This window comes from Paenibacillus sp. J31R34 (assembly GCF_059383715.1).
In genome coordinates this window covers 191,908-209,128 of sequence record NZ_JBXENU010000005.1, presented here as the reverse complement: position 1 = coordinate 209,128, position 17,221 = coordinate 191,908, and the positions used below count along the sequence as shown (strand labels likewise).

The following is a 17,221-nucleotide window of genomic DNA, read 5'->3' as shown; positions in this document are numbered from 1 at the left end:
CTACGCTACCCGGTACGCCTTACGCGCGGATCAATCAACGTATAGGAAATGTCCACAAGCAAATTTACTACAATGTACACGATCGCCGAGAAAAAAATAACGCCCTGCACGACCGGCAAATCCTTCGCCATAATCGCATCGGCAATAATTCGTCCAATGCCTTGGCGCGAGAACACCGTCTCAATGACCACCGTTCCCGCCATCAAATCGCCAATAATAACGCCGATCATCGTCAATGCGGGAATCAGTGCATTTCGCAGCGCATGCTTATACATAATGAGCCGCCCTGGCAATCCCTTCGCCCGCAGGGTGACGATAAACGGCTCATTAATGACCTCAAGCATACTATTGCGAACCATCCGCACGATAAAGCCTGAGCCAACGAAGCCGAGCGTAATGGCGGGCAGCACCAGCGTGCTGAAGCCATCCGAGCCCATTGCCGGAAACCAGCCCAGCTGTACTGAGAAAATAAGAATCAGCAAAATGCCCGACCAAAATGTCGGCATCGAAATGCCGAACAATCCAACCATACGCGCGACGATGTCAATCCAGCGATTGCGGTGAATCGCGGACAGCACGCCTAGCGTGACGCCGATAACGACGGCAATGAGCGAGCTTAACGCCGTCAAAGCGAGCGTGGCGGGAAAATGCTCGACGATCTTCGGCAATACCGGCTCCGAATTAACGATCGATTTGCCAAAGTCGCCCTGCAGCACATGCAGAAAATATTCACCGAACCGCTCATAGAACGGCTGGTTCAGCCCAAGCTGCTCCCGCAAATTAGCAATCATCTCCGGTGTGGCGGAAGACGGATCAAGAATAAGGAGCGCAGGGTCGCCGGGCAGCACATTGACGATACAAAAGACGAGCACCATCGTGCCGACCAGCACCAGCAAGGACGTATAAAGCCGAACGCTTACCGCTTTTAACATACTGCATCTCCGCTCCTTCCCAGCTTTTATACTTAAATTACGATATGCTTACTCGGCTATATACACATCATTAAAGATCGGATAGCCCAGCGAGTCAAAAGCTAATCCTTGCACCTTTTTCGAGGCAGCTACTGTATAAGGGAATACATAAATAGGAATAATGACGGCCTTTTTAATGATGAGCTGCTGTGCTTCCTTATAGATCGCTTCACGCTTCGTCTGGTCCTGCTCTATTGCGCCATCCTCAAGCAGCTTATCCAGCTCCGGATCGGCTAAATTCGGCAGGTTTTGGCGTGCCCCCGGCGCTGTTGTGTGATAGATAGAATAAAGCGCGTTAGGATCAGAGTTTACCTGGCTATTGCCGTACAGATCATAGTTATTGTTCGCATAAACGACGGTCGCGACATCCTTCGTAATTTCAACATCTACCTGAATGCCCAGCGGCTTAAGCTGCTGCTGCACGATTGCCGCAATATCATTGCGCTTCTCGCGGTTCGGCGAGCCATCGACATAATGAAGCGTCAGCTTCTTGCCGTCCTTCTCCCTGATGCCATCTGCTCCTGCTTTCCAGCCCAGCTCGTCAAGCAGCTGCTTTGCTTTCTCGATATCCGGCTTTACGCCGCCTTCAAGCGAAGCGTCATAGCCAAAAATGCCTGGTGAAAGCGGCGACCACGCCTGCTCATACGTTCCGAGATACAACGTTTTGACGATTGCCTCGACATTGATGCCAAGCTGCAGCGCCTGCCGAGCCTTCAGCTCATTCCATGGTGCCTTGCTATGATTGATAAATAGCGTATACGGCAAACCAACGGTATTGGCTTGGTATAGCTGGCTGTTCGCATCATTTTTCAAGGAGAGAATATTTTGCGGCGGCACCGTCTCAGCGGCAAGCACCTGCCCGCTTTGGACGCTGCCGATTCGCGTAGCCTCCTCAGGCACAATTTTGAAAATGATTTTATCCAAATTCGGCGCGCCCTGCTGGCTGACCGTTTCCGGCGCCCAGTTGTAGTCGGGGTTTTTCTCCACGACGATTTCCGAATTTTCATCCCATTTTACAAACTTGAATGGCCCTGTTCCGACAGGATGCTTAGTGAATTGATCCCCATCCTTCTTCGCCGCCGTCGGCGACACAATGCTAAGCAGCGCTTGGCTTACATTGCCCAAGAACGCCTGCGACGGCTCGGATAGGTTCAATTTGACCGTAAACTCATCAATGACCTCCGACGATTCATAAGGCCTAACAAGCGCTAAAGCATTCGCAGCTTTGGTCTCCGGGTCAATGATTCGGTCGAAGCTATATTTTACCGCTTCAGCGTTAAAAGGTGTGCCATCCTGAAACTTAACGTCCTGGCGAAGCTTGAACGTATACGATTTTCCATCCTCGGAAATCGACCATTCTGTTGCCAGCCAAGGCTTAATTTCTCCGCCCGGAAGCTGGACGACCAGTGTATCGTAGAGCGTACGGATGACCCTGACTGCAACGGCAAGGCCGCTGCGATGCGGATCAAGCTGATCGGGAGAGGTGGCGAGCGCATAGCTTAGTTCGCCGCCTTGAGCAGGTGCGCTGCTCTGCTCTGCCGAAGACGCAGGGGCGGCACCAGAGCTGTTCCCGCCCGTATTCGTGCTGCTCTTGCCCCCACCTCCGCTGCATCCTGCCAGTACAAGGGTAACCGCTAGGGCGAGGCTGGTCATTTTCATCCAAATGGCTGGTTTGCTGTATGCTTTGCTCATGTCCCTCACCCTTCCTATACGGTCGTCACCTTGGTTTTGGCATAACGGTTTTCCGGCACAGGTACGCCGAGATGTCCGCGCAGCGTGTCATGCTCATATTCCTCACGAAACAATCCTCGCTCCTGCAAAATCGGCACAACCTGATCAACAAACTCCGACAGTCCCGTTGGGATAGAGGATCCGACAATAAAGCCGTCTACCGCTCCCTGCTCAAACCATTGCTGAATTTGATCCGCTACTTTCTCTGGCGTGCCGATGAACGTCGGCCTTGGCGTCGTTTCTTGAAGCGCCACCTGACGAAGCGTCAAGCCGCCTTCCTTCGCCTGCCGTTTAATACGGTCCGTCGTGCTGCGGAAGCTGTTAAGTCCAATTTCGCCCAGCTCCGGAAACGGCTCATCAAGCGGATATTGTGAAAAGTCATGGTGGTCAAAATAACGTCCCAAATAATCGAGCGCCTTCTCAATATTTACAAGCTGCGCCAGCTCCTGGTATTTGCGTTCTGCTTCTTCATCCGTCGCCCCAATGATTGGCGCAATGCCTGGCAAAATCGCGACATCCTCCGAAGAGCGTCCATGCGCAGCAGCACGGCCTTTCACATCATCATAAAATTGCTTGCCCTGCTCGATGGATTCAAAATGGGCAAATACCGCATCCGCTACTTTAGAAGCGAAGTTTTTGCCATCCTCCGAAGAGCCTGCTTGAAAAATAACCGGATGCCCCTGCTTGGATCTCGCAATGTTCAGCGGCCCCTGCACGGAGAAAAACTCGCCTTTATGATTCAAGGTGTGCAGCTTTTCCGGATCAAAAAACTGGCCGCTTTCTTTATCGCGAACAAAGGCGTCATCCTCCCACGAATCCCACAGCCCCCGCGTCACTTCCAAATATTCATTTGCAATCCGGTAACGTGTCGGGTGATCGGGATGCTCCGTCTTGCCGAAGTTTTTCGCTGAGCCTTCAAGCGGCGATGTTACGATGTTCCAGCCTGCACGGCCGCCGCTAATATGATCAAGCGAGCTAAATTGTCTCGCTACAGTGAAAGGCTCGCTATAGGAAGTAGAGAGCGTGCCGACCAAGCCAATCTTCGATGTAACCGCACCAAGCGCAGATAAAATCGTCAATGGCTCAAAGCGGTTTAAAAAATGAGGAATGGATTTTTCATTAATATATAAGCCATCAGCAATGAATACAAAATCAAGCTTGCCCGCTTCCGCCTTCTGAGCCTGCTGCTTGTAAAATTCAATATTAACACTTGCGTCAGGCTGTGCATCCGGATGTCTCCATCCAGCAATATTCCCGCCTACTCCGTGCAAAATAGCGCCTAGCTTCAATTGTCTCTTTTTAGTTGTTGTCATGATTGTTCCCTCCTGTTGGCTGTTCACTCTTAATTTTATTATTCCTAGTGGTTTTGTCGTATTTAATAATGATTGAAACGAGTTTACCATCGATTGCCGAATAAAAGCCAATAGAGCTTTTCTATTTTGACATAAAAAAAATCAATGCTGCATCACATAGATACACTTGGTGGACACAGCAGCAGCTATTTCAATAGAATCATGGGTTGTGGCACAAGCTGCGGACTCAGGAGCCGCTAATGCATTGCCTATTTCCATTTTGTGGAGATAATGAGATCCATAGCGGATTTCCTGTCCGCTTACGGCCTGAACTCTTCACAACAGCCAAAATAGCGGAACCTCAGTCCCTCAAAAAAAGGAGGGAGCGGACCAAGCGGTCTTAGGCTCTGCAACAATCGCATGCTTCGGCTCCCCGAGCTTGATATGAAATACAAAATGGCTCAGCATGAGATTAATTCCCTCATGCTGAGCCATTTTTTTGCCATCTACTTACGTTGTTAGTCTCTAGTTAGTGTCCAGCAGCCTCAGCTAAGCGCCGAACTGCGCTTTATGCAGGCGGTTATATATGCCTTTAATGGCCAGCAGCTCATCATGGCTGCCCTGCTCTTTAATGCCTTCCTCCGTAACGACAACGATGCGGTCAGCATTCTTGATCGTCGCAAGACGATGCGCAATGACGAGCGTCGTGCGCCCTTTGGACAGCTCAGCCAGCGCCTGCTGAATAGCTGCTTCCGTGGCCGTATCAAGCGCCGAGGTCGCTTCATCAAGAATAAGGATTGGCGGATTTTTCAGGAACATGCGGGCAATGGAAAGGCGCTGCTTCTGTCCGCCTGACAATTTAACGCCGCGTTCGCCGATAAGCGTGTCCATTCCTTGGCCCTGCGAAAGAATAAGCTCTTCCAGCTGTGCTCTGCGAGCCGCCTCCCAAATTTCTTCCTCGGTAGCATTCAGCTTGCCGTAAGCAATATTTTCGCGAATGGTACCATCAAACAAGAACACATCCTGCTGCACGATACCGATTTGGCCGCGCAGTGAATCCAGCTTAATTTTCCGAATGTCGAGGCCATCAATTTCAATCGCCCCGCCTGTAACCTCATAGAAGCGCGGCAGCAGGCTGCATATCGTGGTTTTGCCGGCTCCTGATGGTCCAACAAGAGCTACCGTCTCTCCTGTTTTCACGGTTAAATCAATATGATTCAAAATCGATTTGCCTTCCTCATAACCAAAGGATACATCGCGGAACGTAATTTCTCCCTCCAAGCGGCTAATCACCTTGGCATCCGGCGCATCCTCAATATCCGGCTCGGTTTCGAGCAGCTCCAAATAACGCTTAAAGCCGGCAATTCCCTTCGGATACGTCTCAATAACCGAGTTGATTTTTTCAATTGGACCAAGAAACACATTGGAAAGCAGGACAAATGCCATAAATTCACCGAACGTCATTTGGCCTTGAATCACGAACCAAGTACCGCAAGCGAGTACAAACAAGGAAACAAATTTCATCAGTATGTAGCTGATCGATGAGTTCCAAGCCATAACACGGTAAGCTACAAGCTTCGTTTGCAGAAAACGGCCATTGTTCACTTCAAATTGATCCACTTCATGCTTCTCGTTGGAGAACGCTTGAACGACGCGAATGCCGCTAACTGTATTTTCAACGCGGGCATTATAGTCGGCAATATCGGAAAACATCCGATGGAACGCCTTTGACATCTTGCGGCTGAAATACAGCGACAAGTAGACCATCAGCGGAATAATAATAAACGTCAGCACCGCCAGCTGCCAGTTGATGGTCAGCATGAGCCCGAATGCGCCCAGCAGCGTCATAATGGCAATAAACATGTCCTCCGGCCCGTGGTGGGCAATTTCCCCAATATCCATCAGGTCATTCGTCATCCGCGATACAAGATGCCCCGTCTTATTGTTGTCGAAGAAACGGAACGATAGCTTCTGAATATGGTTGAACAGCTTGCTGCGCATATCCGACTCTATTTGAATGCCGAGCTTATGCCCCCAATACGTCACCACATAGTGGAGGAACGCACTTACTACATAAATGCCAATCAGGCCCACACAGGACCATAAAATCCATTTCCAATTGCCCGAAGGCAGCAAATCATCCACGACCCGGTTCAAGGCAAGCGGGAACACCAGCTCCAGCAAAGCTGCAAACACCGCGCAGGAGAAGTCCAGTATGAACAACCCTTTATAAGGTCGGTAATAGTCAAAAAAACGGCGAAGCATGTCATCATTCCTCTTCTGTCATAATGGTAAGCCTTATTGGAAAACATTCCAATACTGATAATGATTATAATTATCAGCCTTTCCAGTTTATCGCAGCCTTATTTTTAAAGCAATGGACAAAATGGAGATGAACAAAAAAATATTACATCCCCTTTTACAATATAAAAAAAAACAAAAAAAGACCTACATTAAAATTAGGTCTTAAAATGATTTAATCGTTTACCCTTTAACCGAACCCGCCGCAATCCCTTCAACAATACGGTTGCTGAGGAACAGAAACGTAATCAAAATCGGAAGAATGCTAATCATGAGCGTGGCTCCGATTGCCCCCCAATCCGTCGTGTACTGACCGATAAAATTTTGCACGCCGACAGTCAATGTTTTATAAGAATCAGAGCTAATAAACGTGTTAACAAAAATAAATTCATTCCAGTTGTAAATCATATTGATGATCGCCGTTGTAGCAAGCACAGAGCTTGTCATCGGGAGTACGATCTGGACGAACATCCGATTGACCGAGCAGCCATCAATGATAGCGGCTTCCTCCACCTCGCGCGGCAGCGCATAGTAGAACCCGAGCAGAATCATGATTGTAATCGGCATGTTGAAAGCAACATAAGATAAAATCAGAGACAGGGGATGATCCGTTAGCCCCACTTTATTAAACAGGCTGAACAGCGGGATTAGCGTGGAATGAACCGGAATCATCATGGCCACCATGAATAAGCCCAGTACAAGCGAGCTGCCCTTCCATCTCATTCTTGTGACGGCATAAGTGACTAAACTGCCCAGCAGCACAGTTATTAACGTAGCTGAAACGGTGATCCAGACGCTGTTAAAAAAATAAACATCAATGTTCCCGGCGCTCCAAACCTTCTCGTAGTTTTCCCATCGAGGATTCATCGGCAGTGACAAAGGCGGGAGATTAAATACTTCCTGATTGTTTTTAAGAGAGAAAAACAACAGCCAGACAAGTGGAAATAGCTGCAGCGCCGCAACCACAATTAAAACGGCATATAAAACGCTATACCCCAGCCTGATGCCGATCCCCGATTTTGATTCCGACAGCTCACTCCGAATTCTGATATTCCCAGTAACCATGAAGTCTTCCTCCTTACGAGTATTGGATCGTATCCTTTGAGGCCGTTAATTTGCGAATGATCCAAGTGACAGCCAGACAAATGACCAGCAGAAAAAAGCCAATTGCGCTGCCATATCCAAAATCGTAGGCTCGAAACGCTTCATGATACATGTAAGAGGCCATAACTTCGCTCGCCCCATTGGGACCGCCGTCTGTCATAACAAAGATCAAATCAAAATATTTCAAAGAGCCCACAACAGCCAGTACAATCGTTACTTTAATCACTTCCATCACAAGCGGCAGTTTAATCTTCCAAGCAATTTGCAGGGCATTCGCTCCGTCAATCCTGGCCGCTTCCTCAAGAGATGTTGGGATGTTTTTCAGAGCCGCATAATAAATCAAAATATAAAAACCCGCATACTGCCACAAAATCGGAATAAATAAAGCAAACAATACGAGCGATGGCTCAGCGAGCCATGCGGGAGGGTTGGCAAAACCAAGTGATTCCAGCATGCTGTTCAGCAAACCGTTAGTTGGATGATAGATTCTGAGCCAAAGCTGTGCAATCGCTACCGAGGATAGAAGCATAGGGATGAGATAGATTTTGCGAAATAATTGAGCTCCTTTGATTCGCGCGGCTAACACCATTGCTACAATAAGGTAGAGCAGAAGGCTCATTCCCGAGAAAACGGCAAGCAGCAAAGAATGCCACGCGCTGTTCCAGAAAGTTGTATCCTTGAACAAAGCAAGGTAATTATCCAACCCAACGAAGGTCATCGCACCAATGCCATTCCATTCATTCAAACCGTAATAAGCGGTTAAAACAATCGGAATATATACAATAGCTAATATTAATAACAGAGACGGCAGCACATATAAAGCAATTATTTTTTTGTTCGAAAGCACTTTGTCCAATTGGGCCGACTCCTTTCCTTTATGATGAATGAGCGGAAGACATATTCGGGACTTGCCCGCAGCTATGTCTTCCACCGATCAATCTTAAGGGAGATTATTTCCCTTCGGAAATGGCTTTATCATGCTCTTCCGAGAATTTCTCAGGCGTCACTGCCTTTCCAAACAGAGCTTGAATCATATTCAGATGAGTTTCGGCTGCACTCGCCTGCATTTGAACATCTGCAAATAAGGTAATGCTGCTTGCTTGATTCATTTCATTAAATAAATCAATGTAAAGCTGCGGCAGCTCCATGCTGGATGTATCCACTTTAGTCGCAGGAATAACGCCCGCCCCAGTCACCGCTTGCTCTCCCCACTGGGTTACAAAGTATTCGACGAATGCTTTCGCCTCCGCTTTTACCGCAGAATTTTCGGATACGAATAGACCGACACCCGGACCGCCTACCCAGCTGTTAATGTCGCCTTTTCCGCCCTCAACTTTCGGAAATTTAAAGAAACCAACACTGTCGCGGAATTCTTTCGGGATATCTTCATTTGTCGTAAAGTTTGGCAGCTCCCATGTGCCCATCATATACATGGCAGCTTTGCCATTCAGAAACTCCGACTTTGCTTCCTCATTGGACAAACCGTTGAAACCCTTCACGAACGCATTGCTGTCTACCAGTGTCTGTACTTCAGTCGCTGCTTGCAGCAATCCTTCGTCTGTAAAGGCTCCTTCGCCGTTTATCGCTCCGGATAATGTCTGCTGCCCGGCGATTCGATCAGCTAGGTACATATACCAGAGAGAACCCGTCCAACGGTCCTTGTTGCCCAGCGCAATCGGCGCAATTCCATTTTCGGACAGTGTTTTTGCAATAGCCTTTAATTCCTCGTAGGTTTGCGGGATCTCAAGCTTGTATTTCTCGAATAAGGATTTATTATAGTAAACCGGAGCAATGTTGAATTCAAGTGGGAGCGCATACGTTTTACCGTCAATCGCATATGCCTCTGTCGTACCGGATACGAACTTGCCGTTCAGCTCGCCGCTAAGCAAGTCGTCTACAGGTGTAAACAGCTTTCCTTCCACGTACGGCTGCAAGAACCCGGCCGCCCACGTTACACCGACATCCGGCAGTTTATTGGATGCCGAAAGCACCTTCAGCTTGTTTTTATATTGCTCGTTATCCAGCACTTCTTGCTTGATCGTCACATTCGTATGCTCATCCTGATAGGCTTTTATGATTTGATTTACGATTTTGTTTTGGCCTGCTGACACACCCTCCGGCCATAAATGCATAAAGTTAATCGTAACCTGCTCACCGCTCTCGCCTGCTGTCTCCTTACTGCCACTGCTGCTTTCATTACTGCTTGTGCCGCAGCCAGCTGCTACCAGAACCAGACAAAACGCCAATAAGAGCATCAATCCTTTTTTCTTGAACACGTTTACATCCCCTTTAATTCTAATGTAAGCGTATTAATACCGCTTTAATTAGATTGTAGCAACACTTTTAGCAAGTCGTAAGGACATAAGCATTGGGAGTAATACCATAATTATTGGATCATTTTTTCAGAATGAGAGACGTTTTGACGATACTGCCTTGGACTAGTGCCCTCTATGGAACGAAACACTTTGACAAAATATTTTGCTGTTTGGTAGCCCACCTGCTCTGAAATTTCCGCAATCGAGTCTCTCGTATTGACCAGCAGCTCCTTGGCCCGCTGCACTCGTCTGCGACTCAAATAGTCGCTGAAGGTGAGACCTGTCTGCTCTTTAAACAGAACGCTGAAGTAGCTGGCATTCATATGCAAATAATCTGCAACTGCACGCATAGAAACCTGTTCGCTCAGATGATCATCGATATGGCGGAGCGCTTCACGCACCTGAATACTGTATCGCTTCTCCTCTTGCACCGTCCCCAGTAATTTGGGGTCAAAAAGCTTCTCCATTCTCACCATCCGGCTTATTTCTTCTTCCCTTTTCAAAGCGAGCTCGACTGCTTGCACTAATTTTTCTTTAACCAATGGCTTTAGCAAATAAGAGACGACCCCAAGCTGAAGTGCTTTCTGAGCATAATCGAATTCAGGATGCCCGGAAATAACAATAACCACAGGGGGAAGAGTCATCGCGCTTAATCGTTCGACCAGCTCCAGGCCTCCCACCTCCGGCATTCTAATATCGGTCACGAGCAGATGAGCTTCATTTTGCTGCAACCAAGCTAAAGCCTCCACTCCGCTGGATGCCATTTCGATTCGATGCCGGCCGCAGGACCAAGCTTCCAGCGTTTTACGAATTCCCTGCCTTGTTCTAGGTTCATCATCTACGATTAAGATGGTCTTCATCTATTCCATTCCCTTCCAAGTTTATTAGGTATTTCAAACGTAACGGAAGTTCCGCGACCAGGCTCGCTCGCAATGTCCAGCCCGCTTCCAGCTGCATGATAATAAAGCCTCAATCTACGCTCCACATTTGACACGCCAACACCTGTACCTTTGAAGCTGCTCGCATAACCTTCTTTCATGAATGCTTGGAGAGACTCTACTGCGGCTGCATCCATGCCCGGTCCATCGTCCGTTATAATCACTCGCGTAAAACCTTCCCGGCTTGAAGGCTCGGCACGAAGAACAACCGTCCCCGGCCCGAGTCGCTGCTCAACTCCATGCAGGATAGCGTTCTCTACGAGCGGTTGAATTAATAGTTTGGGCACGGGTACAGTCCTGCACGCCTCTCCAGCCTCTATTCGCCACGACAGCCTGTCCACCATCCGCATCTCCATGATTCTTAAATAACGTTCTGCATGATCCAATTCATCACCTATCGTAACCCACTCATCATCCTCCGTTCGGTTGATCACATAACGGAACAAGCCTGACATGGCGACTACAATTTGCGCAAGGTCCTCTTCCCCTTTATCATCAAGCTCCCAATAAAACGCTTCCAATGTGTTAAACAGAAAGTGAGGATTAATTTGGGCTTGCAGTGCTTTCAGTTCAGTTCTACTCTGTATAATTTCCTTCTGGTAGACCACCTCAATTAGTTCATTTAAGGAATCGACCATTTGGTTATATGTATTGTTGAGCTCATTAATCTCCATGGTTGAGGCGGTATTCGGGTTCGCTTTCAACGTGCCCAATCTGGCACCGCGCATCGCTTTAATCAAGTTTAATATCGGTCTGGTAATCATCGTTGACAAAATAAAGCTCAAGACCAGAAACAACAAGCCCCCGACCGCACCAGATACAAGAATAGCCGTCCGTAGAACTGAAATACCTGCCGTTGCATAATTTACAGGGGTCAATATGGCCAGCTTCCACCCCGTTTCCTTCGATTGCTGCTCAATCGCTATATACGATTCATTGCCCACCGTAATCGCTTCTCCGCCATGATTAAGAATATTCCCCTCACCTGCATCCATAGCTAAATCAGAAAAAATTTCTTGGCCCGCCCCATCAAATAGAGCCATATGCTCCCGCGTTTCATTCTCATTTTCCGTTACGGCAGCTGTGAGCTCAAAATAGCTTTTTTCAATATGAACGACTAAATAGCCAGCATGGATGAAAGAACGGTCCACTAAACGAATATGGCGAATAGCAATGACAACGTTTGAATCCTGTGGGTCAAAGCCAAGCCAAACCAAGCGTCCTTTGCCGCTATCTGCTTGTTCAATCCACTCCTTCGGCACCCGGCTTTCCAGACTAATATCATCTAGCGGAAACAGCCTTCTATAATCGCTGCTGTACATTTCAAGTGCTCGGATTCCCGTGACATACGCTTCATATTTTCGGGCTTCCTGCTGCAGCGACTGACGCTCCTCAAAGCGGATCGGCTTGCCAGTGATTTCTCGCGTCAATAATCGCTGGATAGACGCATTCGTAGCCACCTGCGCGGTAAGCGTATCGATTTGTCCCAGAAGCACGTCAAGCTTCCCCATAGCTTGAACGGCAGTCTGTTGAATATGCTTCTCCGCGCTGTTTCGCAAGAGCACGGATACCTGGCCATACGTAAAGTAGCCGACCGATGCCAGCACAATAACCATAACAAGCATAAATCCAATTAATATCTGATTGCGCAGCGTATTCAACTGCCCTAGCTTCTTCAAGAGCTACATTCCTTTCTATTCTCTATTCCGTCCTATCGTTCGCCCATATATTCTACCTCGTTTTCCATTAATTTCATATAGCAGATGCCTAAGCAGTAAAGTCTTCTTTGCATTTAAAAAAACCTCCTAAAATTCAGGAGGTTTTACGATTGCAATTATCGGAGCAGCTTGCGAATCAGCTTCTTGCCCCACTTGGACGTCGGATAACGGAATGGCATGTCAAAGCGCGTTGTTTGCTTAAGCAAGCTTTTCTGGTGAGAGAAGGTGTAAAAGGTCTTCTCCCCATGATAGCTGCCCATGCCGCTATCCCCTACTCCGCCAATAGGCAAATGCGGCGACGCCATATGCATTAATGTATCGTTAATGCAGCCGCCTCCAAAGGACAATCCCCTTGTAACCTGCTGCTGAATAGCTGTACTTTCCGTAAACAAATACAGCGCAAGCGGGTGCGAACGAGCGGCAACAGCCGACATGACCTCCTCAATCGAATCAAACTCAAGGAGCGGAAGCAGCGGGCCAAAAATCTCCTCCTGCATAACTGGCGCCTGCCAGTCCAAGCCCTCCAGCACCGTTGGCGCAATGACCCGGCGCCCAGCATCCTTCTCCCCGCCAATGATAATACGTCCGTCATTCATAAAGTCGGCAAGCCTTGCAAAGTGCCGATCGCTAATAATATGCGTGTAGCTGTCATTATCTAGCGGCTCGCTGCCGTACAGCTCTTCAATCGCAGCCTTCAGCAGCTTGACGAAGCGCTCCTTCACCTCACGGTGAACGTATAAATAATCCGGTGCAACGCAGGTTTGTCCAGCGTTTGTAAACTTGCCAAATGCAATTCGCTTCGCTGCGAGTGCCAAATTCGCATCCTTATGCACGATACAGGGACTCTTGCCCCCGAGCTCCAGCGTAACCGGCGTCAAATGCTGAGCTGCTGCCGTCATTACGATTTTGCCTACGCCAACGCTCCCAGTAAAAAAGATATAATCGAGCTTCTCAGCCAGCAGCTCCGTGCTTACCGCTGCATCACCCAATACCGTCGTTGCCCACTCCGGCTCAAAGGCTTCCGCTATGATCGCTGCCAATGCGCCCGCTACATTCGGTGCAAGCTCTGATGGCTTCAAAATGACGGTATTACCGGCTGCAATTGCTCCAATTAGTGGAACAAGCGCAAGCTGGACCGGATAGTTCCACGGTGCAATAACAGCTGCTACGCCATAGGGCTCAGAAATAACTTTGCTGGTGCTGCCCATATGCGTCATCGCTGTTTTGATGCGCCTCGGCTTCGCCCAGCCCCTTATATGCTTAATGGTATGCCTAAATTCCGTATAAATGAGGCCAAGCTCCATCGCATACGCATCAAACTCTGATTTATTTAAATCCGTCTTTAAAGCTGCCAGCAGCTTCTGCTCATGCTTTTGCATCACCTCGCGCAGCTTTTCCAGCTTCTGAATACGCGCAGCAACCGAACGTGTCTTGCCACTTTCAAACCATTTTCGCTGCCCCGCAACGACTTCAGCCATCGTTATTGTTTTCATCATCTTACATCCTTTCCGTGCAATGAACCCTGCTAAATAGAAATTTCTGTTAAGATAAAGATAACTTGCTTTATAGTAGACTGCAAGTTACGCACTTTTAGCTGATAAGCTTGTAGGCTGGTAAATAAGGTGCAGCAGAATGAAAAGCTTAAGCTTTTATAACTGAAAGGAGAACTTATCATATGCCTCATTTATTATTTCGCGGTGTGCCTGCCCCTGGCTTGCGCAGCCTAGCTCCTGAGCTCGTTCAAGAGCTCGCCGTCCTCTGTGATTGCGGAGTAGACAATTTCACAATAGAGTGCCTTGCAACCACTTCTATTTACGGGGGGCTTGCCCTTGATCGTTCATTCCCTTTTATTGAAATTGGCTGGTTTGAGCGCGGACAGGAGGTTCGTGACCGCTTTGCCGCTATTGTACACCGTTATATGGAGAAGCTTGAGTCGGGGGAAGCAGAGATCGCATTTCGGACCTATAGAGAGAATGCTTATTATATAGAGGGCAAGCCGTATAGCACCTGATAGAACATGCCTGCTGCTTGATTGGACAGGTTGTAAATGATGGTTTCATTTGGTAAGATGGACGGGTAACTATCTACAAAGCACAAATAACCCCTTACGCCAATAAGAGGTCAATAAGCTTTATATTTGTGCACCGACTACTAACCATGGGAGGTGATAGTAATGGCTAAAGACGTATTGTGCGAAGTCGACTCTTGCCGTCATTGGGTAGATGACAACAAATGCAGCGCTTCATCAATCTATATCGTCAGCAATAGCGCAGATATGGCGCACGAAGCGAGCGAAACAGATTGCCGAACTTTCGAAATTAAATAACTGATCTGATGGAAGGGATGTTGCGGTCCCTTCTTTCTTTATGTATTTTACCAATAATGATTATTATTATCAAGCATTTTATTAATTTTTTTTGACCCTTAGAAGAAAGGGGCTTTCCTCCATGAAAAAATGTCCATTATGCGGCGGGCCAAACGGCTGCGCCATAGAAGCAGGGCTGGTGCCCCACTCCTGCTGGTGCTTCCGGGAGCGCGTTCCGCAAAGCCTGCTTGAACAAATACCGCCTGAACAGCGCAACCAATCGTGCGTCTGCCAAAACTGCGTCAAACAATCTAACGTTTCGCGTAGAAATATAGAGAAAGGATGAGAACATTCATATCCTTTCCTATACGTGAAGCCAAAGCGAATCTTCATTTGGAGTAACAGCTTTCCATATCACACGGCTGTCTCAATGCTTCAAATCGCCCCATATGCCATCATTTTCCGCCTGAATCATTAAATACTTTTCCTCCAGCACTTGGGCCGGCAGCGGACGGCAATAATAGTAGCCTTGAATTTCCTTGCAGTCATGACTGGTCAGAAAATCGAGCTGTTCCTTCGTTTCAATGCCTTCCGCTATGACCTCCATCTTTAAATGCTTGGCCATGGAAATAATCGTGGCGACAATCGCTTGATCGCTCTCATCCGTTGTAATATCGATGATGAAGGAACGGTCTATTTTCAGCTTATATATTGGATAATGCTTTAAGTAGCTGAGCGAGCTGTAGCCCGTCCCGAAATCATCGAGACTGATTTTAACGCCGGTGCTATTTAATTCATTTAATATCCCAATGGAATGCGAGGCGTCCATCATCATGCTCTCGGTAATTTCCAGCACTAGAAAGCTCGGATCAAGCCCCGTCTCTTCTAAAATGACATGAATTTGCTGAACCAGATTCGGCTGAAGAAACTGTCTTGCCGATAAATTGACGGATACCGATGCGAAAAAAACACCCTCATCATGCCACTTTTTCATTTGCCTGCAAGCCTCGCGCATCGTCCACTCGCCAATACTGTAAATCAAGTCGCTTTCTTCAGCCACCGGAATAAATATACCAGGCGATATAATGCCTTTGGTAGGATGCTCCCACCTGATCAGCGCTTCAACGCCAATCATCCGATTGTCGGCGGAGCTGATTTGCGGCTGGTAGTACAATCTAAATTCCTCGCGCTCCATCGCCTTGCGCAGCTCGCTTTCCAGCTCCAGCCTAAGCTGCAGCTGCTCATTAAATTCATACGAATAAAACTGATATCCGTTTTTACCGTTGCGCTTCACTTCATACATCGCGGTGTCGGCATTTTTAAGCAATTGTACCGTATCCTGTCCATTGTCCGGATAGACGGCAATTCCAATGCTGACCGTCGTATAAAAATCGGTGTCCTTCAGGCGGTAGGGCTGCTGAATGGCAGCCGTAATCCTTCCTGCCAGCAGCCCAAGCTGCTGCTCATCCTGAAAGCGATTAATTAATAACGTAAATTCATCTCCTCCCATACGGGCTACTAATGTTTCACTTTCTCTAACACAAGATTGAATACGACTGCCCATCTCCTTCAGGAACACATCCCCGTAGGCATGTCCAAGTGAATCGTTAATATTTTTGAAACGGTCAAGATCGAGCACCATGACGGCAAAACGGGAAACCTGCTTGCTCCCATCGTTAAGACCTGCACTACTGCGCTCAATCATTTTCGACAGCTGCTGATTGAACTGGAGACGGTTCGGCAGACCGCTTAAAGAATCATGAAAAGTCTGGTGAATCATTTCGCGCTCCGCTTTTTTACGGGCGCTATTATCTCGAATGATCGTCAAAACCGCTGGACGGCCGTTATGGTCAATCATTTTACTCATCGTCTCAACCTCAAAAACCTCATTGCGAAAGCTGATCAGCCTAATTTCCTCTATATTGGAGCGCTGCTTCGTCTGATGCATCATTTTCACGCGCTCGGCTACGATATCCCAATCACTCGGATGAATAAAGCGAAAAACATCCTGGCCAATCAGCTGTTCGCTGGTCCCGCCAATCGTTTGCTCAGCCACATCGTTAATAAACACAATTTTGGAGTCCTGATGAATGACAATAGGATCTATGTACAAGCCCAGCAGCTCGTTGTAACGCGCCCTAATAGCTTCACTTTCCTTCTGCTGCCTAACCGATTCCGAACGATCCCGAATGAGTAGATGGCTGCCTAAGCTGCGGCTGCTGGCATCATAAGGGAGCTTATACAGCTCCCAACTGATAACTTTCCCATCTAAATCGTCAAAATTTAAAAAATGGCGCTCGGAACAGGTGCCATCTGGCCGGCTCAAAAATTGCTCAAGCCTTGCGCCCTCCTCCTCCGTTATTCGTCTCAGCTTTGACAATCTGGCTCCCGGAAGCAAATCGCGGATAGCCTCCCGCTGATATTTTTTAGCAGCCTCATTCATATGAAGAATGAAGCCGTTTTCTCCTATTGTTATAATCGGCTCAGGAAACTGCTTGTACATATTTGGCAAAGATTTCTTCCAATAGTCCACCTTACCACCTCCG

The 17,221-nt window shown here is 47.8% G+C and carries 14 protein-coding genes; 3 read left to right on the top strand and 11 right to left on the bottom strand.

Features of this window, described 5'->3' with window-relative positions; translation table 11 throughout:
- Nucleotides 1–5: 5 nt before the first annotated feature.
- The 10 genes from AC50YG_RS15965 to AC50YG_RS15920 all read right to left on the bottom strand — a co-directional run bounded on the left by AC50YG_RS15965 (nt 6) and on the right by AC50YG_RS15920 (nt 13,863).
- Nucleotides 6–932 carry an ABC transporter permease gene (locus tag AC50YG_RS15965; RefSeq protein ID WP_494828005.1) on the bottom strand — a complete coding sequence of 309 codons (927 nt, stop codon included), beginning with the start codon at nt 930–932 and terminating at the stop codon, nt 6–8.
- A 48-nt stretch (nt 933–980) separates the two neighbouring features.
- Nucleotides 981–2,663: an ABC transporter substrate-binding protein gene (locus tag AC50YG_RS15960; RefSeq protein ID WP_494828004.1), complete on the bottom strand. Its 1,683-nt coding sequence runs from the start codon at nt 2,661–2,663 to the stop codon at nt 981–983.
- A 14-nt stretch (nt 2,664–2,677) separates the two neighbouring features.
- The gene (locus AC50YG_RS15955; protein ID WP_494828003.1) at nt 2,678–4,015 is read right to left on the bottom strand and encodes an LLM class flavin-dependent oxidoreductase; all 1,338 of its coding nucleotides are present in this window, start codon (nt 4,013–4,015) and stop codon (nt 2,678–2,680) included.
- A gap of 528 nt (nt 4,016–4,543) precedes the next feature.
- A complete protein-coding gene (locus AC50YG_RS15950) occupies nt 4,544–6,259 on the bottom strand; it encodes an ABC transporter ATP-binding protein (RefSeq protein WP_494828002.1) in 1,716 nt (571 codons plus the stop codon).
- Nucleotides 6,260–6,478: 219 nt separating this feature from the next.
- A complete protein-coding gene (locus AC50YG_RS15945) occupies nt 6,479–7,360 on the bottom strand; it encodes a carbohydrate ABC transporter permease (RefSeq protein WP_494828001.1) in 882 nt (293 codons plus the stop codon).
- Between the two features lie 13 nt (nt 7,361–7,373).
- Nucleotides 7,374–8,255, bottom strand: a complete 882-nt coding sequence (locus AC50YG_RS15940; protein WP_494828000.1) for a carbohydrate ABC transporter permease — start codon at nt 8,253–8,255, stop codon at nt 7,374–7,376.
- Nucleotides 8,256–8,349: 94 nt separating this feature from the next.
- On the bottom strand, nt 8,350–9,675 hold the full coding sequence (locus tag AC50YG_RS15935) for an ABC transporter substrate-binding protein (RefSeq protein WP_494827999.1): 1,326 nt from the start codon (nt 9,673–9,675) through the stop codon (nt 8,350–8,352).
- A 110-nt stretch (nt 9,676–9,785) separates the two neighbouring features.
- Nucleotides 9,786–10,574, bottom strand: coding sequence for a response regulator transcription factor (locus AC50YG_RS15930; protein WP_473760763.1), 789 nt, complete (start codon nt 10,572–10,574; stop codon nt 9,786–9,788).
- Nucleotides 10,571–12,331 carry a cache domain-containing sensor histidine kinase gene (locus AC50YG_RS15925; protein ID WP_494827998.1) on the bottom strand — a complete coding sequence of 587 codons (1,761 nt, stop codon included), beginning with the start codon at nt 12,329–12,331 and terminating at the stop codon, nt 10,571–10,573. The genes AC50YG_RS15930 and AC50YG_RS15925 overlap by 4 nt, the downstream gene beginning before the upstream one ends.
- A 155-nt stretch (nt 12,332–12,486) precedes the next feature.
- The gene (locus tag AC50YG_RS15920) at nt 12,487–13,863 is read right to left on the bottom strand and encodes an aldehyde dehydrogenase (RefSeq protein WP_494827997.1); all 1,377 of its coding nucleotides are present in this window, start codon (nt 13,861–13,863) and stop codon (nt 12,487–12,489) included.
- A gap of 182 nt (nt 13,864–14,045) precedes the next feature.
- Here AC50YG_RS15920 and AC50YG_RS15915 point away from each other — a divergent pair, with 182 nt between their 5' ends.
- The 3 genes from AC50YG_RS15915 to AC50YG_RS15905 all read left to right on the top strand — a co-directional run bounded on the left by AC50YG_RS15915 (nt 14,046) and on the right by AC50YG_RS15905 (nt 15,021).
- A complete protein-coding gene (locus AC50YG_RS15915) occupies nt 14,046–14,381 on the top strand; it encodes a DUF1904 family protein (protein ID WP_494827996.1) in 336 nt (111 codons plus the stop codon).
- A 162-nt stretch (nt 14,382–14,543) separates the two neighbouring features.
- Nucleotides 14,544–14,696: a DUF1540 domain-containing protein gene (locus tag AC50YG_RS15910; RefSeq protein ID WP_341279028.1), complete on the top strand. Its 153-nt coding sequence runs from the start codon at nt 14,544–14,546 to the stop codon at nt 14,694–14,696.
- Between the two features lie 121 nt (nt 14,697–14,817).
- Nucleotides 14,818–15,021 carry a cysteine-rich CWC family protein gene (locus AC50YG_RS15905; protein WP_473760769.1) on the top strand — a complete coding sequence of 68 codons (204 nt, stop codon included), beginning with the start codon at nt 14,818–14,820 and terminating at the stop codon, nt 15,019–15,021.
- 81 nt (nt 15,022–15,102) lie between these two features.
- Here the strand turns inward: AC50YG_RS15905 and AC50YG_RS15900 are convergent, their stop codons facing one another.
- Nucleotides 15,103–17,208 carry a putative bifunctional diguanylate cyclase/phosphodiesterase gene (locus AC50YG_RS15900; protein WP_494827995.1) on the bottom strand — a complete coding sequence of 702 codons (2,106 nt, stop codon included), beginning with the start codon at nt 17,206–17,208 and terminating at the stop codon, nt 15,103–15,105.
- Nucleotides 17,209–17,221: the final 13 nt, after the last annotated feature.

Bases quoted from the DNA above. Each gene is read 5' to 3' on its own strand.
- AC50YG_RS15955 (WP_494828003.1), bottom strand. From the start codon at position 4,015: ATGACAACAACTAAAAAGAGACAATTGAAGCTAGGCGCTATTTTGCAC.
- AC50YG_RS15905 (WP_473760769.1), top strand. From the start codon at position 14,818: ATGAAAAAATGTCCATTATGCGGCGGGCCAAACGGCTGCGCCATAGAA.
- AC50YG_RS15915 (WP_494827996.1), top strand. From the start codon at position 14,046: ATGCCTCATTTATTATTTCGCGGTGTGCCTGCCCCTGGCTTGCGCAGC.
- AC50YG_RS15910 (WP_341279028.1), top strand. From the start codon at position 14,544: ATGGCTAAAGACGTATTGTGCGAAGTCGACTCTTGCCGTCATTGGGTA.
- AC50YG_RS15965 (WP_494828005.1), bottom strand. From the start codon at position 932: ATGTTAAAAGCGGTAAGCGTTCGGCTTTATACGTCCTTGCTGGTGCTG.
- AC50YG_RS15960 (WP_494828004.1), bottom strand. From the start codon at position 2,663: ATGAGCAAAGCATACAGCAAACCAGCCATTTGGATGAAAATGACCAGC.
- AC50YG_RS15950 (WP_494828002.1), bottom strand. From the start codon at position 6,259: ATGCTTCGCCGTTTTTTTGACTATTACCGACCTTATAAAGGGTTGTTC.
- AC50YG_RS15930 (WP_473760763.1), bottom strand. From the start codon at position 10,574: ATGAAGACCATCTTAATCGTAGATGATGAACCTAGAACAAGGCAGGGA.
- AC50YG_RS15920 (WP_494827997.1), bottom strand. From the start codon at position 13,863: ATGAAAACAATAACGATGGCTGAAGTCGTTGCGGGGCAGCGAAAATGG.
- AC50YG_RS15945 (WP_494828001.1), bottom strand. From the start codon at position 7,360: ATGGTTACTGGGAATATCAGAATTCGGAGTGAGCTGTCGGAATCAAAA.